Below are 22,810 nucleotides of genomic sequence, written 5' to 3'. Positions count from 1 at the left end.
GAGTGAGCGCCCTGAACGACACCCCTGTGGACACGCTGTCGTTCGAGGCGGCCCGTGACGAGCTGGTCAAGGTCGTGGCCGAACTCGAGCAGGGTTCCCCGACGCTCGAGCACTCCCTCGCCCTCTGGGAACGCGGTGAGGCTCTCGCCGCCCGCTGCGAGGAGTGGCTGCTGGGGGCCAAGCGCCGCCTGGATGCCGCCCGCGCCGCGGCTTCGGACGCCGAGACCCCGGCGGGAGATTCATGAGCAAGCAGCCCCCGATCATCGCCGAACTCGGCCGCCCCGAGACTCCGGACGAGACCGCCGCACGCAAGGCCGCATCCAGCAAGGCCTACCGATCGAGCCAGACGGTGCGCAACCTCGTCGCCGCGCTGCTGGTCACTCTCGCCGTGGTCGCCGTCATCATCTTCGCCGTGCCTCGCGGCGCCCCCGTCGAGCAGAAGCCCCTCGACGTCGCCGCGGTCGCCGAAGGTGTGGAGTCCTCGATGGACCGCCCTGTCCTCATCCCCGAGCTCGGCGACTTCTGGCGTGCGAACGGTGCAGAGATGCAGGGTGGAGCCACCGTGGTGTGGGAGGTCACCCTCGCTCCCAAGTCCGACAAGGAACGTGGTTTCATCAAGGTCGCGCAGGCGTTCGACGCCGATTCCTCCTGGGCACCGCAGCGCCTGAACGGCATCGCCCCCACCGACACGGTGCGCATCGGCGGACTCGACTGGGACGTCTACAAGCCGGGCAGCGCCGAATCCAACGCGAACGTCACCTACGCCATCGGCACCCAGGCCGGCGACGACTACATCCTGCTCTACGGATCGCGGTCGGCGGATTCGACCGCTGAGCTCGCCGAGTCGCTCATTCCGCAGATCCGCACCATCTCGGAGGCTTCATGACGCACCCGCTGACCCCCACCGCCGCCTGGAAGCAGATGCAGGACGGCAACCGCCGTTTCGTGCAGGACGAGCCTCGGCACCCGAACCAGGACGTCGCCCGCCGCAAGGATCTGACAGCGGCCCAGCACCCGGTCGCGACGCTCTTCGGCTGCTCGGACTCGCGTCTCGCCGCCGAGATCATCTTCGACCTCGGCCTCGGCGACCTGTTCGTGGTGCGCAACGCCGGACAGGTGATCGGCGAGTCGATCGTCGCGAGCCTCGAATACGCCGTCGCGGTGCTCGAAGTGCCCCTGATCGTCGTTCTCGCCCACGACTCCTGCGGCGCCGTGCGCGCAGCGATCGACGGCACCGCGATCGACGCCGCTCCCCTGCCGCCGCACATCTGGAAGCTGATCGCCCCGATCGTCCCCGCGGCGCGGAAGGTGCTGGCCGAGAACGGCGGAACCACCGTCGCCGAGATCGACTCGGAGCTCGTCGGCATCGAACACCTGCGCAACACGGTGAGCGACCTGCTGCAGTCGTCCGAGATCATCAGCGGCGCCGTCTCCGCGGGCCGCCTGGGCATCGTCGGCGCCAACTACCGTCTGGCCGAGGGCACCGCGGTGCCCGTCATCACGGTCGGAATCGACGCCGAAGGCGTCACCACCGAGGGAACTGACCCCGCAACCGAGGAGGGTTCGGAATGACCGAGCAGGACTACCGCATCGAGCACGACACCATGGGTGAGGTGCGGGTGCCCGTGAACGCACTGTACGGAGCGCAGACCCAGCGCGCCGTGGAGAACTTCCCGATCTCGGGCAAGGGTCTGGAGTCGACGCAGATCGCCGCCCTGGCCCGCATCAAGAAGGCCGCGGCGCTCGCCAACAAGGAGCTCGGCACCCTCGACGGCGCCATCGCCGACGCCATCGCCCAGGCCGCCGATCAGGTAGCGTCCGGCGCCCATGACGGAGAGTTCCCGGTCGACACGTACCAGACCGGATCCGGCACCTCGTCGAACATGAACATGAACGAGGTGCTGGCCACGCTCGCGACGCGCATCCTCGGCGCGACGGTGCACCCCAACGATCACGTGAACGCCTCGCAGTCGTCCAACGACGTGTTCCCGACCTCGGTGCACATCGCGGTCACCCAGGCTCTCATCGATACTCTCATCCCCGCGCTCGACCACCTTGCCGTCGCCCTCGAGGCAAAGGCGGAGCTGTGGAAGGACGCGGTCAAGTCCGGTCGCACGCACCTCATGGACGCGACGCCCGTCACGCTCGGCCAGGAGTTCGGCGGTTACGCCCGCCAGATCCGCCTCGGCATCGAGCGCGTGCAGTCGGCCCTCCCCCGCGTCGCCGAGGTCCCGCTCGGCGGCACCGCAGTCGGCACCGGCATCAACACCCCGCTCGGCTTCCCGCAGAAGGTCATCGCGCTGCTGGCAGCGGAGACCGAGCTGCCGATCACCGAGGCCAAGGACCACTTCGAGGCGCAGGCCAACCGCGACGGTCTCGTCGAGGCCTCCGGCGCCCTGCGCACGATCGCGGTCTCGCTGACCAAGATCAACAACGACCTGCGCTGGATGGGCTCCGGCCCCAACACGGGTCTCGGAGAGCTGCACATCCCCGACCTGCAGCCCGGATCCTCGATCATGCCCGGCAAGGTCAACCCGGTCGTGCCCGAAGCCGTGCTGATGGTGTGCGCGCGCGTGATCGGCAACGACGCGACCGTCGCCTGGGCGGGCGCATCCGGGTCCTTCGAGCTCAACGTCGCCATCCCCGTCATGGGCACGGCCGTGCTCGAGTCGATCCGTCTGCTGTCGAACGCCTCGCGCGTTCTCGCGGACAAGACGATCGACGGCCTGCAGGCCAACGTCGAGCGTGCCGCTGCCTTCGCGGGCATGAGCCCGTCGATCGTGACCCCGCTGAACAAGCTCATCGGCTACGAAGCCGCAGCGAAGATCGCCAAGCACTCGGTCGCCAAGGGCATCACGGTGCGCGACGCCGTGATCGACCTCGGCTACGTGGAGCGCGGCGACCTCACCCTGGAGCAGCTCGACGAGAAACTCGACCTGCTGTCGATGACGCACCCGGGCTGACCCATAGCGCGAGACAGCGGATGCCGCGAGGACTCTTCCCCGCGGCATCCGCTGTTTCCGTCGTCAGCTGAGCTCTCCACCCTCCAAGAGCTCGGTGACGAGGGCGGCGATGGCCGAACGCTCGGAGCGCGTCAGAGTCACGTGCCCGAAGAGGTCGTGCCCCTTCAGCGTCTCGATCACGCTGGCGATTCCGTCGTGACGTCCGACCCGGAGGTTGTCGCGCTGACCGACGTCGTGGGTGAGGATCACCCGGGAATTCTGGCCCATCCGACTCAGCACCGTCAGCAGCACGTTGCGCTCGAGCGACTGCGCCTCGTCGACGATCACGAACGCGTCGTGGAGGGAGCGTCCGCGGATGTGGGTCAGCGGGAGCACTTCGAGCAGTCCGCGCTCGATGACCTCCTCGATCACGTTTCCCGACACCACCGAGCCCAGCGTGTCGAACACCGCCTGACCCCAGGGCCCCATCTTCTCGCCCTGGTCGCCGGGAAGGTAGCCGAGCTCCTGCCCGCCGACGGCGAACAACGGCCGGAACACGATGATCTTCTTCTGCTGCTGCCGCTCCAGCACCGCTTCGAGTCCGGCGCAGAGCGCGAGCGCCGACTTGCCGGTACCGGCGCGTCCGCCGAGGGAGACGATGCCGACCTCCTGATCGAGCAGCAGGTCGATCGCGATGCGCTGCTCGGCCGAACGGCCGTGCATACCGAAGATGTCGCGGTCTCCTCGTACGAGTCGGTACTCGCCGTCGCCCGTCACCCGGCCGAGCGCGGAACCGCGCTCGGAGTGGATGATCAGTCCGGTGTTCACCGGGAGACCGCGTGCCTGCTCGCTGATGCCGACCTCGCTCTCGTAGAGGTCGCTGATGTCGTCACCGGAGAGGTCGAGCGTCGAGATGCCGGTCCACCCGGAGTCCACCGCCTGCTCGGCCAGATACTCCTCGGCGCGCAGGCCGAGAGAGGCGGCCTTGACACGCATCGGCAGGTCCTTCGAGACGATCGTGACGTCCTGCCCGTCCTGCGCGAGGTGCATGGCGACCGAGAGGATGCGCGTGTCGTTGTCACTGAGGCGGATGCCGGCGGGAAGCACGGAGGAGTCGGTGTTCGCCAGCTCGACGCGGAGCGTGCCACCCTCGCCGACCTCCACCGGGAAGTCGAGCCGTCCATGCTCGATGCGCAGGTCGTCGAGGTGGCGCAGGGCCTGCCGTGCGAAGTAGCCGATCTCCGGGTCGTGGCGTTTGCCCTCGAGTTCCGTGATCACGACGACGGGAAGGACGACCGAGTGCTCCGCGAAACGGAAGAACGCCTGCGGATCGCTCAGCAGGACAGAGGTGTCGAGGACATACGTGCGCAGATCCTGATCCGGATCGGCGGACGATGCCCGGCTCGACGTCTTACGGGTGGACTGCTGCGCGGTGCTGGTGGCCTGCTGCGCTGTACGTGTGGTCACGACCCACTCCCGACCCGGGGAATCCCGGCTATTCGAACGAGTCGACCAGGGGGTCACGAGTCGTCAACCTGAGGCCGACTCGAACGGGCGCCTTGCCCGATGCCTAGAACGTACGACCGTGCGGGTGATTAACCCGAATTCGACACGCCAATGATTCGTTACGCGCTGATGAACGTCTCGTTGCCGAACGCCCGCAGAGCATCGTCGAGGAGCTCGAATGTCGCGGCGTCGGTGCCCGCGTGCGGCGCGATCCGCACCGAGGCACCCCGTGCCGTGACGACCACTCCGGCGTTGGCGAGTGCCGCGGCGAGTCGCGCGGGCTCCTCCGGAGCGAGCGCGACGATGCCCGCACGCCGGCTGCGCTCGCGCGGGGAGCTCACCTCGATGCCGTGGCGGTCGGCGATCTCGATCACGGTGTCGACGTTCTGGGCGAGCCGCTCCTCGATCGAGTCGACGCCGGCATCGCGCACGTCGCGCACGCCGATCGCGAGTCGGCCGGCCGCGAGCGTGTCGGGCTGGCTCACGGTGAAGGCGCGGGCCGACGGCGCAGGTGCAGGCAGTTCGTCGACGAACAGCCCCGCAGCCGTCGTGCCGGTGATACCGGACAACACGGGGGTGATGCGCTCTCGTGCACGGGGCGAGAACCACGCGAAGGCGCTGCCACGACCCGCGCGCAACCACTTGTAGCCGTGTCCGACCACCACGTCGGCAGCGGAGTAGTCGGCGTCGATCACACCGAACGACTGGACGGCGTCGACGATGAGCAGGCGGTCGGCCCCGATCGACTCGCGAAGCGCCGCGAGATCGACGCGGAATCCGGTGCGGAAGTCGACGTGGCTCACCGCCAGCGCGACCACCTCGTCATCGAGGGCCTCGATCACGGTGTCGGGTGTCACCCGCCCGTCGTCGGGTGTGATCCAGCGCGGTGCGACCGTTCGATCCGATGCCGTGGATGCGCGCTCCAGGGTCAGACTGACGCTCGGGAATTCGGCGGTGCTCGCGATCACGTCGCCGGAGAGCCCGAACAGCGCGTGCATGAGCCCGTGGGTCGACGACGGCTGCAAAGTGACGTCGTCGGCCTCCGCGTCCAGCAGCTCGGCGACGAGCTCCTGGGCCTGACCGATGCGCTCGGCGACCAGGGAGAGCGATGACGGCCGCCCGCTGCCGAGCAGATCGGCGTCGGCGAAGACCTCTTCACGGACGGACGGCGACAGCGGACCGAAGGCCGCCCAGTTCAGATAGCCGGACTCGGTGTCGAACGTGTCGACATAGTCCCGGAAAGTGCTCACTGCGTCATTGTGGCACGGCTCACAGGTCCCTGGTCCCCGGCCTCCCGACACCCGTTCAGCGCCCGAAGCGTCGGTCCCGATCGGCGTAGTCGCGGATCGCACGGAGGAAGTCCACCTGTCGGAGATCAGGACCCAGCGCCTCGACGAAGTAGAACTCGCTGTGCGCGCTCTGCCACAACAGGAAGTCGCTCAGCCGCTGCTCCCCACTCGTGCGGATCACCAGGTCGGGATCGGGCTGACCGCCGGTGTAGAGGTGCTCGCCGATCATCTCGGGCGTGAGATGGGCGGCGAGGTCTTCCAGCGTGCCGCCGGATGCCTCGTGCTTCGTGATGATGCTCCGCACCGCGTCGACGATCTCATTGCGTCCGCCGTAGCCGACGGCGAGATTCACGTGTAATCCGGTGTGATCCTTCGTGCGCTTCTCGGCGTCGGAGAGGACGCGCGCGAGTTCCGCCGGGAGGATGTCGGATCGGCCGACGTGCTTGACCCGCCAGTTGCCTTCACGGGACAGAGCCTCGGCGAGTTCGGCGATGATCTCGATGAGGTCGGCGAGCTCCGCGGAATCGCGCTTTCGCAGGTTGTCGCTCGAGAGCAGATACAGCGACACCACGCGCACACCGAGCTCGTCGCACCAGCCGAGGAACTCGCGCATCTTGGCGGCGCCCGCCCGGTGGCCCTCTGCGGGCGTGTCCAGTCCGAGCTGACGCGCCCAGCGACGGTTGCCGTCGATCATCATCGCAACATGATGCGGCACGCTGGCCGGATCGAGGTGGCGACGCAGCCGGCTGGTGTAGAGCCGATACAGCGGCCCTCGCCCCGGGCTCTCGCGTGACATCACCTCCCTACGCTACCGTGTCGAGGCCCGCGGCATCGTGTGTGCGCGCTGAGGATATGTGCCCTGTGGGGTATGCGCGTCGGCTTAGAGTGAGCACGTGAGCACTCCCGAGCCCTCCGGCCCCGACGTCCCCCAGCTGCCCCTGCTCGAAGCGGCCGCCGTGGATGCGGCGACCGAGGTCAAACCGACCTGGCGCGGATGGATCCACGCCGGCACGTTCCCGGTGGCTCTGATCGCGGGCATCGTCCTCATCGTCGTGGCCGATGGCGCCCCGGCGAAGTGGGCCTCCGCCGTGTTCATGCTCACCTCGCTGCTGCTCTTCGGCAATTCGGCGCTCTACCACCGCATCGACTGGCGGCCGAAGGTGAAGGTGCTGCTCAAGCGCATCGACCACGCCAACATCCTGCTGCTGATCGCCGGTACCTACACTCCTCTGGCGGTTCTGGCGCTCCCGCCCGCGAAGGGCGTACTGCTCCTCTGCCTGGTGTGGGGCGGAACCCTCGTCGGCATCCTTTTCCGGGTCTTCTGGATCCACGCGCCGCGCTGGCTCTACGTCGCCCTGTACCTGCTGCTCGGCTGGGCGGCCGTGATGTACATCGTCGACCTCATGAACGCGAACTTCGCGATGATGGTGCTGGTGATCGTGGGAGGCCTTCTCTACACGGGGGGCGCCGTCGTCTACGCGCTCAAGAAGCCCAACCCCTGGCCGGGGCACTTCGGGTTCCACGAGATCTTCCACGTGTGCACGGTGCTCGCGTTCCTGTGCCACTGGACCGCGTGCCTGCTCATCGCGCTGTCACCGCTGTCGCCCTCGCTGGGCGCACCGTAGCGGTCGGTCAGCGAGCGGGCGTGTCGCCTTCGCCCTCCGCTGAGGTCGTGCCGTCGGCTGTCGATTCGTTCGCTCCGGGTGCAGCGGCACCGCCCTCGGCCCGCGCCGCTTCTTCGGCGTCCAGCTCGTCACGCACCTCTTCGCGGTACCGGACCCGGCGGATGCGACGGTTCATGTCCCAGATCAGCAGGATCACCGCGATCACGACCACGACGATCGCGGCGAAGCCGACGAACCCCGGGGTGACCGACACCGGATCGACGGTCATGCTCGGCGTCGGCATCGGGGTCTCGGACAGAGAGAACATGAATCGGCCTTTCGTACGCAGGTCGCATAACCTGGTAACACCAGCCTAACGACCGGAAGACCCACCTGTGACGACCGCACAAGAGCTCGACGAACGCTATGGCCGAACCCGACGACGCCGGACGCCGTGGATCATCGGTGGCGTGATCGCGCTGTTGATCGTGGGCGCGTTCAGCTGGATGACCGTCGCCCAGTCGATGGCGTCCGTCGACGCGGACGACCTGGGCTTCGAACTCGTCGACGAGCACTCCGTGAACATCAGCTTCCAGGTGACCGGCGTGCAGGGCAAGGATGTCGTGTGCGCCGTGGAGGCCCTCGACGAGGAGTTCGGCGTAGTGGGTTGGAAGATCGTCGAGATCGAGGCCGGAGACAGCCACTCCCAGGCCCGCTCCGTCACCATTCCGACCGTCTCGGCAGCCACCACAGGTTTGGTGAACGCCTGCTGGGTCGCTTAGACTCGTGCCAGACAAGACGACGCCCCGGCACCGTGCCGGGGCGTCTTGGCATATCCCCCGCAGCATGCCGGAGGGATCCCGAAAGAAGGAGCTTCGTCATGTCCACCGATGCTCAGGTTCCCTTCCTCACGCAGGAAGCGTATGACCGGCTCGTCGCCGAGCTGGAGCACCTGTCCACCTTCGGCCGCGACGAGATCGCCAAGCGCATCGAGGCGGCCCGCGAAGAGGGCGATCTCAAGGAGAACGGCGGATACCACGCCGCCAAGGACGAGCAGGGCAAGCAGGAGGCGCGCATCCGCACTCTCGAAGGCCTGCTGAAGACCGCCAAGGTCGGCGAGGCTCCTGCCAGCCGCGGGATCGTCGAGCCCGGCACCGTGGTCACCGCCCTCGTCGCGGGCGGTGAAGAGGTCTTCCTCCTCGGCAGCCGTGAGATCGCGGCCGGCAGCGACCTCGACGTGTACAGCGAAGCCAGCCCCCTCGGTCAGGCCATCCTCGGCCTGAAGGTCGGCGAGAAGTCCTCCTACGAGGCTCCCAACGGGCGATCGATCAGCGTCGAGATCGTGAACGTCGAGACCTACACGGGCTGAGCATCCTGTCAGAAGCGCCCCCGCATCCTGTCGGACGCGGGGGCGCTTCTGCGTGATCGATCGGTGTGCTCAATCGGGGACGAGGATGGGCTCGAAGCCGGCGCGGCGCAGCGTGTCGAGCGTGTGCTCCGAGTGCTCAGGTCCACGCGTCTCGACGCTGAGCTCGAGGATGACCTCGCTGATCTGGAGGCCGTGGCCGTGGCGGGTATGCATCGCCTCGATCACGTTCGCACCGGCCTCGGCGATGAGCTCCGACACGCGGGCCAGCTGGCCGGGACGGTCGGGCAGAGGGATGCGGATCGTGAGATAGCGACCGGAGGCGGCGAGTCCGTGGGAGACCACGCGCTGCAGCAGGAGCGGATCGATGTTCCCGCCCGACAACACGGCCATCGTGGTCCCGATGGCCGACACCTTGCCGGCCAGGATCGCCGCCACACCGGCCGCACCGGCGGGCTCCACCACGACCTTCGACTGCTCGAGCAGGATGAGGATGGCCCTCGCCAGGTCATCGTCGGAGACGGTGACAACCTCGTCGACGAGCTCTTTGATGATGTCGAAGGGGACCGCGCCCGGTCGAGCGACCAGGATGCCGTCAGCGATGGTCGGTCGCGTCACGATGTCGACGGGCTCTCCGGCCTCGAGCGAGGGCGGGACCGCGGCCGCGTTCTCGGCCTGCACGCCGATGATGCGGACCGTGCGCCCGAGCTCGGCGGCGCGTGCCTTCACCGCCGCGGCGACGCCGGCGATGAGACCTCCCCCGCCGATGCCGAGCACGACGGTGTCGACATCGGGTGCATCTTCGAGAAGCTCGAGACCGAGCGTTCCCTGCCCGATCACCACGTCGCGGTGGTCGAACGGGTGGATCAGCACCGCCCCCGTACGCTCCGAGAATTCGGCGGCGAGACGCAGGGATGTCGCCACCGTCTCGCCCTCCAGCACGACCTCCGCTCCGTAGCCACGCGTGGCGAGCAGCTTCGGCACGGGAACGCCCAACGGCATGAAGATGGTGGCGGGGATGCCGAGCTCCTGCGCGGCGAGCGCCACTCCCTGCGCATGGTTGCCCGCGGACGCGGCGACCACGCCGCGCGAGCGCTCCTCGGCGCTCAGCTTCGACAGCCGGTACGCCGCCCCGCGGATCTTGAACGACCCGGTGCGCTGGAGATTCTCCATCTTCAGCAGGACGGGGGCTCCGAGGATGTCGGAGAGGGCTCGCGAGGGCAGCGTCGGCGTGTGCGAGATCACCTCAGCCAGACTCTGAGCGGCGTGCTCGAACTCGGTCAGGCTGGGGACTGCGCTCATCGATTCCTCCGTCTCCGCTCGCGCGGAACTGTGCTCCAGATAAGGTCTCCGCTCGGCCCGACGCCGGTGCGCCAGGAGCCCGAGCTGATGGTCACCGCGGCGACGTTGACGAAGGCCGCCAGCGGCACAGCGAAGAGGGCGCCGGGGATGCCGGCGATCATCGCGCCACCCGCCACCACGAGGACGACGGCGAGCGGGTGCACCTTGACCGCAGAACCCATCATGATCGGCTGCAGGATATGCCCCTCGATCTGCTGGACGGCGAGGACCACCACGAGCATCCAGAGCGCGATCCACGGACCGTTGTACACGAGCGCGAGGAACACGGCGACGGCGCCGGTCACCACCGCACCCACGATCGGGATGAACGAGCCGAGGAAGACGAGCACGGCGACCGGGAGCGCGAGGGGCACCTGGAGGAGGAACGCCCCGAGGCCGATGCCGATCGCGTCGATGGTGGCCACGAAGAGCTGGGTGCGCGCGTAGTTCACGATCGTGGTCCAGCCGTTGCGCGCGGCACCATCGACGGCCGGGCGGGCGCGACGCGGGAAGATCTTGAGGGTCCAGCGCCAGATCCCCGCACCATCGGCCAGCAGGCAGATGAGGATGAACAGCGCGAGCAGGGCGCCCGTGGCGACGTGACCGACCGTCGTGCCGATGGCGAGCGCGCCCGTCCAGAGGACCTGCGCCTGCTCGCTGATGAGATCCAGACCCTGCTGGAGGTAGTCGGCGATCTGCGTGTCCGAGAGGTTCAGCGGACCGTCGTGCAGCCACACCTGGAACTGATCGAACGCTTCGGTCGAGCGCGCCTGCACGTCGGGAAGCTGAGCCCGCACCTGCCAGACGACGAGCCACATCAATCCGGTGACGATGGCGGCCGTGCCGATCAGCGAGAGCGCGATCGCCAGCCAGCGCGGAAGACCACGTCGCAGCATCCACGAGAACGCCGGCCACAGCAACGCCGTGATGAGGATGCCCACCATCAGCGGGATGACGAGGAGCTTGAGCAGCATCACCAGCCAGATGAAGACGCCGATCGCGGCGGCGATCAGGAGCAGCCGCCAGGCATATCCCGCCGTTATCCGCAGGGGCAGGGGCACCGCCTCGTCGGCCTCGGTCGTCACGGTGCGGTCGGTGGAGACCGGGCGCGGACGGAACAGATCTCGCAGCCGGGGTCGCTGGTCCTCGCTCATCGCCCAAGTCTACGGTCATGCCGTATGCCGTCGGACGCATCCTTTCTCCGGGGGGTGGCATGTCGGCGGCCGGAGATACCCTGGCCGTGTGACCGACACCCTCAGCTCCACCCAGGCACGCCGCATCGCTCTGGCTGCTCAGGGCTTCACACGCACCCGCCCCGCATCGGTCACGGGGCGGCACGTGCACCGGGTCATGGACCGGCTCGGGGTGCTCCAGATCGATTCGGTCAACGTGTTCGCCCGGTCCCACTACCTGCCGTTGTTCTCGCGACTCGGCGCGTATGAACCCGCTCTCCTCGACCGCGTCTTCCTCTCCCGCACGACCCACTACGTGGAGTACCTCGCGCACGAGGCGACCTTCATCCCGATCCAGGACTGGCCGCTGTGGCGGTTCCGCATGGAGGACTTCCGTCGGCGGTGGGCCGGCGAGGACTCCTGGATGAGCAGCAACGCGCGCACGGTGCAGTGGGTGCAGGACGAGTTGCGCGCGCGTGGGCCGCTGCGGCCGGCCGACCTCCGCGCCGATGCACCCCGAGAGCGGGGAACGTGGTGGGACTGGGACGATGTGAAGCTCGCCCTCGAGCACCTGTGGCGTGTCGGCGACGTCGCGATCAGCGGGCGCCGCGGTTTCGAGCGCACGTATGCGCTGGCCGCGCATGTGATCCCCGACGGCATCCGCTCGGAGGAGGTCTCCCGCGCCGATGCGATTCTCGAGCTGACGCGTCGCGCGGCCCGTTCGAGCGGTGTCGCGACGCAGTCCGACCTCGCAGACTACTACCGGATCCGCGACCGGGCGGCCGTCGCCCGCTCGATCGCCGACCTCGCCGATGCGGGCGAGTTGCAGCCGGTGCAGGTGCGCGGCTGGGAACGTGGCGGGCGTCCGCTCGCGGCCTGGCGGCATCGTGACGCGGTGCTTCCCCGGGGAATCGATGCGGCCGCGATCCTGACCCCGTTCGACCCCGTCGTGTGGTTCCGCGATCGAGCACTCCGCGCGTTCGAACTCGACTACCGCATCGAGATCTATGTGCCGGCGGAGAAGCGTCGGTACGGCTATTACTCCTTGCCCGTCCTCGTCGGCGACCGCATCGTGGCGCGGGTCGACCTCAAGGCCGACCGCGCGACGTCGACGCTGCAGGTCCAGTCCGCCTGGTGGGAACCGCAGGCGCGCCCCGGCGATGCGGAACCGATCGCGGCAGAGCTCACCCTCGCGGCGGAGTGGCAGGGTCTGGAGAACGTCTCGGTCTCCGGCTGGGGCGACGCCACCGATGCCCTGCATGCAGCGCTGGCGAACAGCCGTGCCGTGGGCCGTCATCTGCATGCGCGGGAGAGCCGGACGTGAGAAGGGCGCGCTGGTGGCTCATCGGCGGTGCCGCGGGACTCGTCCTGGCCGCCGCGGGCCTGTGGATCTGGCAGTCGACAGCCCCTTCGTCCACTCCCGAGGAGGCGGCACTCGACTACCTGCACGCCCTGGAATCCGGCGACCCCGATGCTGTGGCAGCCACCGGGATGAAGGTCTCGAGGACCGCCCTTGACGCGTTCGACGCCGCGACCTCACTGATCGAGGATGCCAAGGTCACGCGCGTCCGTGAAGACGCCGACGGAGCATCCGCCGTCGTCGACATCTCCTTCCGCCTCGACGGCGCGTCGCAGGAGGCGCAACTGAGCCTCGGCGTCGTGGAGGACCGTTGGATCGTCGACTCCGCGGGTCTGGGCAGCCTGACCATTGAATCGAGCATCGGCTCCGACGTGGCGATCGGCGACGCGACCATTCCGGCAGGGAAGGGTGTTCCGCTGCTGCCTGCGACCTACACCGTGGCTGTCGCGCCGACGACGCTGCTCGACGGCGAGAGATCGGTGTCGGTGCTGCCCGGCGCGAAGACCACGGCGACGGTCGATGTCGCCGTGCGCCCGGAAGCGACTGCTGCCGCACAGGACAGGCTCGACGAGCTCCTCGAGACCTGTACCGCCCCAGCCACCACGGAGGCGGAGGGCTGCGGAATCCGAATCCCCTGGGGGACGGAGTTCCGCGATGTGACCGGCATCCGCTATCGGATCGACGAGTCACCGACCATCGCGCTGTCCCCAGCCGGTTTCACAGCGGAGGGTGGAGTTCTCGTGGCCACCGTCACCGGGACCGGCCAGAACGGCGAACCTCGCACCACCACGTATCGCACCGACTCCTGGAGCCTGCGCGGCGATGTCTCATTCACCGCCGACGGTCTCGTGCTCTCACCGTGGTGAGAGGGGTCTGGTCAGGCGGAGGTCATCAGAACTGCACGCGCGGTGGCTCGGAGATGGCGCTGCTGTCGGCGACCTCGAAGAACTCCCGCTCGGAGAAGCCCAAGCCCTTCGCGAACAGGTTGTTCGGGAACACCTTGATCTTGGTGTTGAGCTCGCGCACACCGCCGTTGTAGAAACGGCGTGCGGCCTGGATCTTGTCCTCGGTGTCGACCAGTGCCTGCTGCACCTGGAGGAAGTTCGTGCTCGCCTGCAGCTGCGGGTACGCCTCGGCGACCGCGAACAAGCTGCGCAGAGCCTGTTGCAGGTGTCCCTCGGCGATGCCTGCTTCCCCGGGGCCTCCCGCCGACAGCGTCTCGGCACGCGCGCGAGTCACGTTCTCGAAGACGGCCTTCTCATGGGAGGCATATCCCTTGACCGTCTCGATCAGGTTGGGGATGAGGTCGGCTCGTCGCTTCAGCTGCACCGTGATTCCGCTCCACGCCTCATCGACGCGGACGTTCAGCTGCACCAGCGAGTTGTACGTGGCCCACAGATAGATGCCGACGAGCAGGATCACTCCGACAACGATCAGTACCGGCACGAGCCATTCCATCAGAGGCCCACCCTTCCTCGTGTTTCTCTCATCCTAGACGCGCAGCCTGCACGTGGACTGGGCATGCCCGGCGACGACCGCAGACCGATCAGCTGCCGAGGACCCGTTCAAGATAGCGGTTGGCGAATCGACGTTCGGGGTCGAGGCGATCGCGCAGCGTGACGAAATCGTCGAACCGCGGGTACCGCTCCCGGAGCGTCTCCGCGGTCAGCGTGTGGAGCTTGCCCCAGTGCGGGCGTCCCCCGTATTCGTGCATGATCTCTTCGACGGCACCGAAGTACTCCGTGGGGTCGGCTCGCCAGTACCGGTGCACGGCGATGTAGGCGCTGGCACGCCCATGGGCCGTCGACAGCCAGCGGTCGTCGGCGGCCGCGAACCGCACCTCGATCGGGAACTCGATCCGCCACCCTCGTCGGTCGATGAGCGCCCGGACCGCCTGGAAGGCGGCCACGGCGTTCTCGGCGGGGATCGCGTACTCCATCTCGCGGAATCTCACGGTCCTGCTCTGGATGAGCACCCGGTGCGACAGCTCGGTGTATTCGCGATCGCCCGTGAGCTTGACGGCGAGCCGGCTGAAGGGTGGAGTGATCGCGGGGATGACCTGGCCCGCCGCGCACACCACGCGATACACGCCGTTCGAGAGCAGCGTCTCATCGATCCATCGCCCGACCGCCGGGAGCGGCTTGCGGACCGTCGCCTCCGGCATGCGCGTCTGGCGCTTGGTCAGGGCCACATCGGTGTGGGGGAACCAGTAGAACTCGAAGTGATCGGCGGCAGCGACGCGCTCGTCGAGGCTGGCCAGCACCTCGTCCAGGGCCACCGGCTCGTCGATCGCGTGCATGACGAACGCGGGCACGCACTGGAGAGTCACCTCGACGACGATGCCGAGCGCGCCGAGGCCCAACGCCACGGCGGGCAGGAGCTCATTCTCGTGCTCCTCGTCAATGCGGAGGAACTCGCCGGCCGCCGTGACCATCGTGACACCGACCACCTGGGTCGCGAGGCCGCCGTATCCGGCTCCCGTTCCGTGCGTGCCCGTCGATATCGCACCGGCGATCGACTGCCGATCGATGTCGCCGAGGTTCTCCATCGCGAGCCCATAGGGCGCGAGCAGAGCCGGGATGCGGTGCAGCCGAGTGCCGGCGAGCAACGTCACCCGCCCGGTGGCGGTGTCCACGGAGACGAGGCCCTGCAGGTCGTCGAGTTCGAGCAGGACGCCCGGGGCCACCGCGATGCCCGTGAAGCTGTGACCGGCGCCGACGGCCTTCACCGGCAACCCGTGCTTGACTGCGGCGATCACCGCGCGCTGCACGCCCTCCGGGCTGCGCGGACGCTCCACACGCACGGGTCGGACCGAGGCCGAGCGGCCCCAGTTCTGCCAGGTGCCGCCGATTCTCGTCACAGGAAGGCCTTTCCCTCGCCGCGGTAGGTCGGCAGCTCGTCGATGATCTCGTCGCCCGAGACCAGGTGGTAACTCTCGATGCGCTCGGCCGGCTCGCCGCTCTTGGCATGACGGAACCAGACCCGGTCCCCCACGCCCAGCGACGTGGCCGTCGGCCCCTGGAGCGGTGTCTGCACTTCTCCAGCCGCTTCCCGGGAGAGCGTGTGGAGCCCTTCCGGCCATACGGGACGCGGCTGACGGGACGCGACTGCGGGGCCGGAGGCGATCCAGCCTCCGCCGAGCACGGTGGCGATGTCGACGGCCGGGCGCCGCACCACGTCGAACGCGAACGCCGAGGCTGGAGCAGGTCGGAACGAACGGTACCCGTCGAACAGATGGCCGCCCAGGAGCCCGCTCCCCGCACTCGCCTCGGTGAGGGACTCGTCGCTTCCAGTGAACTCGAGCGATCCGGTGCCACCGCCGTTGAGGATCTCCAGCGGAGCGATCGCGCCGACGGCGGAGACGATGGCTGCCCGGCGTTCCCGCAGCTCATTGCGCGAGCGGGCCTGCACCATCCGGATCAACGGCGCATCGGGCCCGGCGTCATCGCCCTGTCCCGCGATCTGCGCGTCATACATCTGCAGTCCGACGAGCCGGAACCCTGGCCGCGCGACCACCTTGCGAGCGAATGCCGCCACCTCTCCGGCGCTGAACAGCGCCGAGCGTCGGACGCCGATGTGGCCGAGGAGCGACGAGCGCCAGGAGGCGTCGACGTCGATCGCGACGCGGAGTTCGGGTCGCGACCCCGGGCCGGCGACGCTGTCGATCAGATCGAGATGCACGAGGTCGTCGACCATCAGGGTGATGCGCTGCGCGGCCTGCTCGTCGGCGAACAGCCGTTCCAGTCCTCCGCGATCCACGGTCGGGTAGCCGAGCATGATGTCGTCGTGCGTCTCGGCGAGCCAGAGCGCTTCCTCCAGCGTGAAGGCGAGGATGCCGTGGAACCCGGGCAGCGCGAGCACGGCATCGAGCACGGATCGCACGCGCACCGACTTCGAGGCGACACGGATCGGCAGCCCGCCGGCCCGCACCAGAAGGTCCATGGCGTTGTAGCGGAGCGCCTCCCTGTCGATCACCGCGACCGGGGCGGGGAGATGCCCGGTCACGGCGGACAGGCGCGGCCAGTAGCGGGCCGGGTCCTCCCACTCGGGGGCGACCGCGGGCGCACCATGGACGGGGCTCAGTTCGTCGATGAGGTCGAGCACTCCCCCACCCTAAGGCCTCATCGGACTCGGGATCACCCCCTGCGGCACCGCGTCGCATGCGGGCACGGCGATAGGCTGGCGGCGAGGCCCCCGTAGCCCAATGGCAGAGGCAGGCGACTTAAAATCGCTTCAGTCTGGGTTCGAGTCCCAGCGGGGGCACACCGGGGTTCGGCCCCGCCCTCTCAGTCTTCGATGTCGACGGCTCGCTTCTTCTCGCCCGAGGCCTCACGGATCCTCCGCACGATCAGGACGACGAGTGCGATCGCGATCGCCGAGTACACGACGTAGTCGAGATAGCCGAGATACTGCTCCAACTGCTCGTGCTGCGTGCCCAGCGCTGCGCCGACGCCCAGCAGGAGTGTGTTCCAGAGGCCGCTGCCGATGACCGTGTAGATGCTGAACGTCACGAGGTTCATGCGGGATGCGCCCGCCGGGATCGAGATGAGGCTGCGGACGCCGGGGACCATCCGCCCGACCAGCACGGTCCAACCGCCGCTGCGCACGAACCAGTCCCCTCCCCGCTCGAGGTCGGACCGGCTCACCAGCCGAGTGGCCGCCAGCATGCGCACGGCCCGATCCATGCCGATCGCGGCACCGAGTCCGTACAGCAGCAAAGCGCCCAGCAGGGACGCGAGAGTGCTCCAGAAGATCAACCACCCCAGGTTCAGGGCGCCGCTCTGGCTGAGGTACCCCGCGAACGGCAGGATGACCTCGCTCGGGATGGGGGGCACCAGGACTTCGAGGAAGACCAGCACACCCACCCCGACATCCCCGAGTGCGGTGAGGACGTCGGCCGCGAATCCGGTGAGCCCGGTGAAGCCATGATCGGCGGCAGCAGTGAGGACCATCCGCGATCAGCGCCCGAAGATGTCGCCGATACCGGGGATGCCGAGATTGCCGAGTTGCTCGCCCCACCCGCTCGCCGCATCGCCCAGACCCGACACGGTCTCGCCGGCCGAGCCCAGGAGCTCACCGGCACCTCCCGTGAGCGACTCGACGTCGATGCCGGCGGCCAGGGACTCGATGTCGATGCCCTCCGCCATCGCGCCGAAGTCGACGCCGATGTTCGCGGCCTGCTCCAACAGGGGCCCCGCCACGGTGCTGAGGACGGCCCCGCCCGCCACCACGCCGAGCAATCCGACGGCCGCGCCACCAGCCGCGACCGCCGCACCACCACCCGCGCCACCGATACCGGCTCCACGTGCTCGCGACAGCAGTCCGCGCATCCGGCCCGGCTTCATGGCCTCAGCACGTCCGGCGGCGCGGGCGAGGTCGTCCGCCGACGAGGACCGCGGTCGCTCACCGGGTTCGAGCTCCTGCCTCATCCGGGCCTCGACCTGCGCGCGCTGGTCAGGTGTGAGGCGGGCGAACGCCTCGCGGTGGATCTGTTCGACACGCTGCGGATCCGCCGTCTGGAGGAGGTAGTCGTAGCGGGCGATGGCCGCTCGGTCGGCGTCGGTCACGGCGTGTGAGCCCCGCGCGGTTCCGTGAGGAGGCGGCGCGTACGGGTCTGCAGCAGATGGTGCCGTGTTCGCGGGACGCGGTCGTCCACCGGACGCGGCCGGCGGCGCGTACGGGTCGGCCGACGAAGGCCTGTCCTGGCCTGACGACCGTGCGGGGTCGGCAGGACCGCGGACCGCGTCGACTGCTCCACGGAGCATGCCTCCCCAGTCCGTCGACCGGGACCCGTCCTGCGAGCGCGATCGGTCGCCCGCGTGAGGGTCGCGCCCCGTGCCGGCGTTCTTCTCGAGTGCTTCGGATGCCATTCCGATCAGTCGGGAGAGCTTTCCCATGAGTGGTCCCTTTCGTGGTGCGGACCACCGCGGATCCACGACGCCGGGACGACGGCAGGGTTCTCTCGGCAGCCCGCGATGCGGGTGCCAAGGTCTCCTCCACCCTCACGGGCCGGCGGGCCGGAGCACGATCTCGTGCTCGTAATGACGACGTCGCCGCATTCGGGAGTACTCCCCTTGCTCGCGTGACGATACCGGCCGTACCTATGCATGGCCTCGGAGCCGCCCCGCAGAGACGAACATCGGCCCCGACGCGGAGCGCGTGGGGGCCGATGTTCGTGTGCGAGCGTGTCTGCTACTTGGCGGCAGCCTCGGCCGGCTCGGGGGCCTTCTCGGCGGCGGGCTTCTTCGCTGCGGGCTTCTTCGCTGCGGGCTTCTTCGCGACCGGCTTCTCCGTCACCTCGGCCGATGCGGCCGGAGCGGCCTTGGCCGCCGACTTCTTCGCAGGCGGAGCAGCCTTCGCGGCCGGAGCAGCCTCTGCCACGGGCGCGGCCGGAGCAGCCGGGCGCGGGCGCGCCGCGAACTCCTCGAAGACGTAGCGCGGGTTCTGCACGGTCTCGAGGTTCACCAGGTCGCGGCCGAGCCACAGGTTGTTCCACCAGCCCCAGATGACGCGGAACTTGCGCTCCCAGGTGGGCATCGCGAGACCGTGGTAGCCGCGGTGCGCGACCCAGGCCACGAAACCCTTGAGGGCGATCTTGCCGGACTGGAAGACACCGTTGTAGAGGCCGAGGCCGGCGACGGCACCGAGGTTCTTGTGGAAGTACTCCTTGGGCTTCTCTCCCCGGAGGACCGCGACGAGGTTCTTCGCGAGCAGCTTGGCCTGGCGGACCGCGTGCTGGGCATTCGGCACGCAGAAGCCGCCGACTCCACCACCGGAGAGGTCGGGAACCGCCGAGACGTCACCGGCCGCCCACGCTCCCTCGACGAACGCCTCCGGCGTTCCGACGCGCAGGTCGGCGCGGGTCTGGATGCGACCGCGCTCCTCGACCGGCAGGTCTCCGCCGCGGACGACGGTCGGGTTGGCCATGACACCCGCGGTCCACACGATGACGTCGGTTGGGATGACCTCACCGGTGGAAAGCTCGACGTTGCCGTCGACGGCGCTGGTCAGCTGCGTGTCGAGGTGCACGTTGGCTCCGCGCTTGGCCAGGTCCTTGAGCACCCACTCGCTGGTCTGCAGCGAGACCTCGGGCATGATGCGGCCCATCGCCTCGATGAGGTGGAAGTGCGTGTCGTCGAAGCTGATCTGCGGGTACTTGGCCACCAGCGCGGACGCCAGCGAACGCAGCTCGGCGAACACCTCGATGCCGGCGAAGCCACCACCGACGACCACGACGGTCAGCAGACGGTCGCGCTCAGGCCCGGCCGGGAGGGAGGCGGCCTTGTCGAAGTTCGACATGACCTTGTCGCGGATCGCGACGGCCTCTTCGATCGTCTTCAGACCGATCGCGTTGTCGGCGATGCCGGGGATCGGGAAGGTACGCGACACGGCACCGGCGGTGACGACGATCTGGTCGTACGCGAACTCGTACGGCTCGCCCACGGGCGGCGTGATGGTCGCGACCTTCTGCGCGTGGTTGATGTTCGTCACCTTGGCGGTGAGGACGTTCGTGCGCTTGAGGTGACGACGGTGCGCGACCACCGAGTGTCGCGCCTCGATGGAGCCGGCGGCGACCTCGGGCAGGAACGGCTGGTACGTCATGTACGGCAGCGGGTCGACCATGGTCACGTCGGCTTCGCCCTTGCGCAGGTGCTTCTCGAGCTTCCACGCGGTGTAGAAACCCGCGTACCCTCCGCCGACGATCAGGATCTTGGGCACAGTGCTGTTCTGAGGCACAGAAGAACTACTCCTCGGAGTCGGGGGTGTGGCGTACGGAAATGCGCGCCGATCGGATGCGCCGGGCAGCTGCGGTGACGCCAAGCGCTACCAGGATACCAGGGACGGTGAGCGCAATGAGCGGCAGGGTACCGTAGCGCAGTGAATCCGCGCTGGGAAGCAACGGTGAACCGGCCTCGGTCGGCGCGTCTGCGGCCGGAAGAGGGGGAACGGCGACCGGGGTCCTCGTCTCCACCGGCTGCGGTTCCGACTGCGCACGGCGGAACACGCGGATCCACTCCGCCAGGTCTCCCATGGGGTTCTCGCTCACCGCGGGAATGTTCGCAGAGATCGCCGCCGCCGCATCCACCAGCCCGTACCCGTACAGCGGATCCTGGGGCTTGATCGCATCGTCGACCGGAATCGCGGTCTTGATGATGCGATTGATGACGTCGATCGCCTTGATGTCGGGGTGCGCCGAGCGGATCAGCGCCGCGACTCCGGCGACGATGGGCGCCGCACCGCTCGTGCCGCGCCAGGGGACGACCGAGCCATCGGCCGAGACACCGATCAGGCCTTCGCTGGGCGCCGAGATCCCGATCGTGATGCCCTGCGTCGACGCCTCGATGCTGGCCGTGCCCGTCTGGTCGACGCCGCCGACGGTGAGCACGCCGGGAATGGTCGCCGGGGCGCCGATGATGTTCGTCCCGCTCCCCCGGTTGCCGGCGGCGACGACCACCACCACGTCGTGCTCGAAGGCGTACAGGAACGCCTCGTCCCAGCTCTCGTCCCAATCGAGCGTGTTCGTGGTGAACGACAGATTGATGACGTCGGCCCCGTTGTCGACGGCCCACTTCATGCCCTTCGCCACCTGTTCCGTGAACGGCACCGCCGCGGCCGCACCGAAACCCACGGAGATCGAGAGCAGGTTGGCCTCCGGAGCCACGCCGATCATGCCCGTTCCGTCCGGTGCACCGCGTCCGGCAGCCAGCGAAGCCACCCAGGATCCGTGGTTGCCGTCGACCGCGCCCAGCGGGGTGCGTCCGTCCGGAGTCCCGGCCCCCGACACGTCCGTGCCCCCGACGACCGCGTCGCCGAAGACCGACGGCACCTTGCCGATGCCCGTGTCGATCACCGCGATCGTCACGCCCTTGCCGCGGGTCGTCTGCCAGGCCTCGCGGATGCGTGCGCCGTCGAGCCAGTACTCCGAGGCGCGGATCGGATCTGCGGGGTCATCGGGGATCGGCGGCGGCGTGGCGGAGGCGCCGATGAGCAGCACGGTCGCCGCGACCACCACGATGGCGGCAGCGCTGCGCAGCTTCCGGCGCGCGGTCATGCCGAGGGGGCCGCCCCGTCGCGCACCGCGGCACCGGGGTCTTCGCAGCGGCAGACCGAGGGCGACCATGAAGAGCGTGCGAGTGCGGCGTCGCCGATCGGGTTGACCCCGGGGCCCGCAGCCAGGGCATGTCCGGCCAGGGCGTGCAGGCACTTGACACGCGTGGGCATGCCTCCGGCGGAGATGCCGTCGATCTCGGAGACCTCTCCGAACTGCCCACGGTCGGCGAGATAGGCCTCGTGGGCTGCGAGGTAGGCCGCGGCCACGTCTTCGTCGTCGGTGAGGAGGGCGGCGAGCTCCGGCATCACCTGGGTGGCCTCGAGCGTCGACATCGCCGCGGTCGCCGCCGGGTGCGTCAGGTAGTAGAACGTGGGGAACGGCGTGCCGTCCGGCAGACGCGGGGTGGTCGCGACGACCGTCGGGTTGCCGCACACGCAGCGGGCCGCGATGCCCACCACGCCTCGGGCGGGACGACCGAGCTGAGCCGATACGACGGCGAGTTCGGCGGGCGTGGGGGCGGGGAACGGCGGCGTGGTCACCCCACCAGCGTAGGGGAGCCGCCAGGGAGGATGCTCGGAGCGAATGCTCAGGGAGCGACGGCGGCCGTGTCGCTGAGCCCGGTCGAGACCACGGTGCGCAGCAACTGCGGCATCCAGTCCGTCGGCGTCTCGACGAGCGTCTCGCTCACGGGGTCCTGCTCACGCGGAAGTGCTGCGGGGTCGAGGTCGTTGTCGACCAGGTAGACGACCTCGCCGGGCTTGACGTAGTAGAGGCGTTCGCGGGCCTGGGTGGCGATGTACGCGGGGTCGTTCCAACGCTCGCGTTCCGCGACGAGCGCCTCGATCTGGTCTTCGCTCACCTTCACCGATGCCTCGAGAGCAGCGATCTTCTGACGCTGATCGATGAAGGTCCCGAGCGTGGGCACGAGCACCCAGGCTCCCAGCACCACGAGAGAGAGCATGATGACGGAGAACGCCGAGAGCCGGATGCCGGATGCCCACTCGCGCACGTCGACGCGAGGCGCCTCGCCTCGGGACGCGCTCGACGCACGCCGAGACGACGTCGTCGCTGCCTGCGCCCGGGGCTTCGCGCCCTTCTTCGTGGGCGAGGGCGTCGGCTGCGCTCGCGGAGACGACGAAGGAGGAGCCGGTCGTCGTGCCACGGCTCCTCCTTCGTCG

At 68.9% G+C, this 22,810-nt stretch carries 24 protein-coding genes and 1 tRNA gene; 10 read left to right on the top strand and 15 right to left on the bottom strand.

Features of this window, described 5'->3' with window-relative positions; genetic code table 11:
* Nucleotides 1–2: 2 nt before the first annotated feature.
* Genes L687_RS30295 through L687_RS30280 form a run of 4 tightly spaced genes read left to right on the top strand, consistent with a single transcriptional unit; the run spans nt 3 to nt 2,963 of the window.
* Nucleotides 3–245, top strand: a complete 243-nt coding sequence (locus L687_RS30295; protein ID WP_021199551.1) for an exodeoxyribonuclease VII small subunit — start codon at nt 3–5, stop codon at nt 243–245.
* Nucleotides 242–886 carry a DUF4245 family protein gene (locus tag L687_RS30290; protein WP_021199550.1) on the top strand — a complete coding sequence of 215 codons (645 nt, stop codon included), beginning with the start codon at nt 242–244 and terminating at the stop codon, nt 884–886. The genes L687_RS30295 and L687_RS30290 overlap by 4 nt, the downstream gene beginning before the upstream one ends.
* Entirely contained in the window at nt 883–1,572 is a 690-nt protein-coding gene (locus L687_RS30285) for a carbonic anhydrase (RefSeq protein WP_021199549.1), read from the top strand. Before L687_RS30290 ends, L687_RS30285 begins: the two co-directional genes overlap by 4 nt.
* Entirely contained in the window at nt 1,569–2,963 is a 1,395-nt protein-coding gene (locus L687_RS30280) for a class II fumarate hydratase (RefSeq protein WP_021199548.1), read from the top strand. The genes L687_RS30285 and L687_RS30280 overlap by 4 nt, the downstream gene beginning before the upstream one ends.
* A 63-nt stretch (nt 2,964–3,026) precedes the next feature.
* Here L687_RS30280 and L687_RS30275 read toward each other — a convergent pair whose 3' ends face one another.
* The 3 genes from L687_RS30275 to L687_RS30265 all read right to left on the bottom strand — a co-directional run bounded on the left by L687_RS30275 (nt 3,027) and on the right by L687_RS30265 (nt 6,533).
* Nucleotides 3,027–4,409 (bottom strand): PhoH family protein, encoded by a 1,383-nt coding sequence (locus L687_RS30275; protein ID WP_021199547.1) that lies wholly within the window; start codon nt 4,407–4,409, stop codon nt 3,027–3,029.
* Between the two features lie 158 nt (nt 4,410–4,567).
* Complete coding sequence (locus L687_RS30270) at nt 4,568–5,698, bottom strand: aminotransferase class V-fold PLP-dependent enzyme (protein ID WP_021199546.1); 1,131 nt, start codon at nt 5,696–5,698, stop codon at nt 4,568–4,570.
* 55 nt (nt 5,699–5,753) lie between these two features.
* Nucleotides 5,754–6,533: an isoprenyl transferase gene (locus L687_RS30265; protein WP_029260386.1), complete on the bottom strand. Its 780-nt coding sequence runs from the start codon at nt 6,531–6,533 to the stop codon at nt 5,754–5,756.
* 97 nt (nt 6,534–6,630) lie between these two features.
* Here L687_RS30265 and trhA point away from each other — a divergent pair, with 97 nt between their 5' ends.
* Nucleotides 6,631–7,362: a PAQR family membrane homeostasis protein TrhA gene (gene trhA, locus L687_RS30260; protein ID WP_021199544.1), complete on the top strand. Its 732-nt coding sequence runs from the start codon at nt 6,631–6,633 to the stop codon at nt 7,360–7,362.
* A gap of 7 nt (nt 7,363–7,369) precedes the next feature.
* Here the strand turns inward: trhA and L687_RS30255 are convergent, their stop codons facing one another.
* Nucleotides 7,370–7,669 carry a hypothetical protein gene (locus L687_RS30255; protein WP_021199543.1) on the bottom strand — a complete coding sequence of 100 codons (300 nt, stop codon included), beginning with the start codon at nt 7,667–7,669 and terminating at the stop codon, nt 7,370–7,372.
* A gap of 67 nt (nt 7,670–7,736) precedes the next feature.
* Here L687_RS30255 and L687_RS30250 point away from each other — a divergent pair, with 67 nt between their 5' ends.
* Together L687_RS30250 and greA are read left to right on the top strand one after the other, a co-directional pair.
* Nucleotides 7,737–8,123, top strand: a complete 387-nt coding sequence (locus tag L687_RS30250) for a DUF4307 domain-containing protein (RefSeq protein ID WP_021199542.1) — start codon at nt 7,737–7,739, stop codon at nt 8,121–8,123.
* Nucleotides 8,124–8,221: 98 nt separating this feature from the next.
* Nucleotides 8,222–8,710 carry a transcription elongation factor GreA gene (gene greA, locus L687_RS30245; protein ID WP_021199541.1) on the top strand — a complete coding sequence of 163 codons (489 nt, stop codon included), beginning with the start codon at nt 8,222–8,224 and terminating at the stop codon, nt 8,708–8,710.
* Between the two features lie 69 nt (nt 8,711–8,779).
* Here the strand turns inward: greA and ilvA are convergent, their stop codons facing one another.
* Both ilvA and L687_RS30235 read right to left on the bottom strand, forming a co-directional pair.
* Entirely contained in the window at nt 8,780–10,009 is a 1,230-nt protein-coding gene (ilvA, locus tag L687_RS30240; protein ID WP_021199540.1) for a threonine ammonia-lyase, read from the bottom strand.
* The gene (locus L687_RS30235) at nt 10,006–11,202 is read right to left on the bottom strand and encodes an AI-2E family transporter (protein WP_021199539.1); all 1,197 of its coding nucleotides are present in this window, start codon (nt 11,200–11,202) and stop codon (nt 10,006–10,008) included. The genes ilvA and L687_RS30235 overlap by 4 nt, the downstream gene beginning before the upstream one ends.
* An 88-nt stretch (nt 11,203–11,290) precedes the next feature.
* Here L687_RS30235 and L687_RS30230 point away from each other — a divergent pair, with 88 nt between their 5' ends.
* The gene (locus tag L687_RS30230; protein WP_021199538.1) at nt 11,291–12,544 is read left to right on the top strand and encodes a winged helix-turn-helix domain-containing protein; all 1,254 of its coding nucleotides are present in this window, start codon (nt 11,291–11,293) and stop codon (nt 12,542–12,544) included.
* Nucleotides 12,541–13,446 (top strand): hypothetical protein, encoded by a 906-nt coding sequence (locus tag L687_RS30225; protein ID WP_021199537.1) that lies wholly within the window; start codon nt 12,541–12,543, stop codon nt 13,444–13,446. The genes L687_RS30230 and L687_RS30225 overlap by 4 nt, the downstream gene beginning before the upstream one ends.
* A 25-nt stretch (nt 13,447–13,471) precedes the next feature.
* On the opposite strand, the gene L687_RS30220 is transcribed toward L687_RS30225, so the two are convergent.
* From L687_RS30220 to L687_RS30210, 3 genes are all read right to left on the bottom strand, one after another.
* Nucleotides 13,472–14,038, bottom strand: coding sequence for a LemA family protein (locus L687_RS30220; protein WP_021199536.1), 567 nt, complete (start codon nt 14,036–14,038; stop codon nt 13,472–13,474).
* Nucleotides 14,039–14,126: 88 nt separating this feature from the next.
* Nucleotides 14,127–15,440 carry a D-arabinono-1,4-lactone oxidase gene (locus L687_RS30215; protein WP_021199535.1) on the bottom strand — a complete coding sequence of 438 codons (1,314 nt, stop codon included), beginning with the start codon at nt 15,438–15,440 and terminating at the stop codon, nt 14,127–14,129.
* The gene (locus tag L687_RS30210) at nt 15,437–16,684 is read right to left on the bottom strand and encodes an alanine racemase (RefSeq protein WP_021199534.1); all 1,248 of its coding nucleotides are present in this window, start codon (nt 16,682–16,684) and stop codon (nt 15,437–15,439) included. Before L687_RS30210 ends, L687_RS30215 begins: the two co-directional genes overlap by 4 nt.
* Before the next feature lie 86 nt (nt 16,685–16,770).
* Here L687_RS30210 and L687_RS30205 point away from each other — a divergent pair.
* Nucleotides 16,771–16,843: transfer RNA gene (locus L687_RS30205), tRNA-Leu, on the top strand.
* 23 nt (nt 16,844–16,866) lie between these two features.
* Here L687_RS30205 and L687_RS30200 read toward each other — a convergent pair.
* The 6 genes from L687_RS30200 to L687_RS0121530 all read right to left on the bottom strand — a co-directional run bounded on the left by L687_RS30200 (nt 16,867) and on the right by L687_RS0121530 (nt 22,794).
* A complete protein-coding gene (locus L687_RS30200; protein WP_021199533.1) occupies nt 16,867–17,532 on the bottom strand; it encodes a DedA family protein in 666 nt (221 codons plus the stop codon).
* Nucleotides 17,533–17,538: 6 nt separating this feature from the next.
* A complete protein-coding gene (locus tag L687_RS43105; protein WP_235045223.1) occupies nt 17,539–18,147 on the bottom strand; it encodes a hypothetical protein in 609 nt (202 codons plus the stop codon).
* Between the two features lie 625 nt (nt 18,148–18,772).
* Nucleotides 18,773–20,299: an NAD(P)/FAD-dependent oxidoreductase gene (locus L687_RS30190; protein WP_040569697.1), complete on the bottom strand. Its 1,527-nt coding sequence runs from the start codon at nt 20,297–20,299 to the stop codon at nt 18,773–18,775.
* Nucleotides 20,300–20,324: 25 nt separating this feature from the next.
* Complete coding sequence (locus tag L687_RS30185; protein WP_021199530.1) at nt 20,325–21,632, bottom strand: S8 family serine peptidase; 1,308 nt, start codon at nt 21,630–21,632, stop codon at nt 20,325–20,327.
* Nucleotides 21,629–22,171 (bottom strand): DUF501 domain-containing protein, encoded by a 543-nt coding sequence (locus L687_RS30180; protein WP_021199529.1) that lies wholly within the window; start codon nt 22,169–22,171, stop codon nt 21,629–21,631. Before L687_RS30180 ends, L687_RS30185 begins: the two co-directional genes overlap by 4 nt.
* A 47-nt stretch (nt 22,172–22,218) precedes the next feature.
* A complete protein-coding gene (locus tag L687_RS0121530; protein ID WP_021199528.1) occupies nt 22,219–22,794 on the bottom strand; it encodes an FtsB family cell division protein in 576 nt (191 codons plus the stop codon).
* Between the last annotated feature and the right edge of the window lie 16 nt (nt 22,795–22,810).

Source organism: Microbacterium maritypicum MF109 (genome assembly GCF_000455825.1).
GTDB classification, from domain to species: domain Bacteria; phylum Actinomycetota; class Actinomycetes; order Actinomycetales; family Microbacteriaceae; genus Microbacterium; species Microbacterium maritypicum_A.
Note: the sequence above shows the minus strand (reverse complement) of the source record. Positions and strands in the feature narration are given on the sequence as shown.

What these genes read in the sequence shown, in the direction of transcription:
- greA (WP_021199541.1), top strand. Translation starts at nt 8,222, where the DNA reads ATGTCCACCGATGCTCAGGTTCCCTTCCTCACGCAGGAAGCGTATGAC.
- L687_RS30280 (WP_021199548.1), top strand. Translation starts at nt 1,569, where the DNA reads ATGACCGAGCAGGACTACCGCATCGAGCACGACACCATGGGTGAGGTG.
- L687_RS30290 (WP_021199550.1), top strand. Translation starts at nt 242, where the DNA reads ATGAGCAAGCAGCCCCCGATCATCGCCGAACTCGGCCGCCCCGAGACT.
- L687_RS30220 (WP_021199536.1), bottom strand. Translation starts at nt 14,038, where the DNA reads ATGGAATGGCTCGTGCCGGTACTGATCGTTGTCGGAGTGATCCTGCTC.
- L687_RS30200 (WP_021199533.1), bottom strand. Translation starts at nt 17,532, where the DNA reads ATGGTCCTCACTGCTGCCGCCGATCATGGCTTCACCGGGCTCACCGGA.
- L687_RS30265 (WP_029260386.1), bottom strand. Translation starts at nt 6,533, where the DNA reads ATGTCACGCGAGAGCCCGGGGCGAGGGCCGCTGTATCGGCTCTACACC.
- L687_RS30235 (WP_021199539.1), bottom strand. Translation starts at nt 11,202, where the DNA reads ATGAGCGAGGACCAGCGACCCCGGCTGCGAGATCTGTTCCGTCCGCGC.
- ilvA (WP_021199540.1), bottom strand. Translation starts at nt 10,009, where the DNA reads ATGAGCGCAGTCCCCAGCCTGACCGAGTTCGAGCACGCCGCTCAGAGT.
- L687_RS30285 (WP_021199549.1), top strand. Translation starts at nt 883, where the DNA reads ATGACGCACCCGCTGACCCCCACCGCCGCCTGGAAGCAGATGCAGGAC.
- L687_RS30255 (WP_021199543.1), bottom strand. Translation starts at nt 7,669, where the DNA reads ATGTTCTCTCTGTCCGAGACCCCGATGCCGACGCCGAGCATGACCGTC.
- L687_RS30185 (WP_021199530.1), bottom strand. Translation starts at nt 21,632, where the DNA reads ATGACCGCGCGCCGGAAGCTGCGCAGCGCTGCCGCCATCGTGGTGGTC.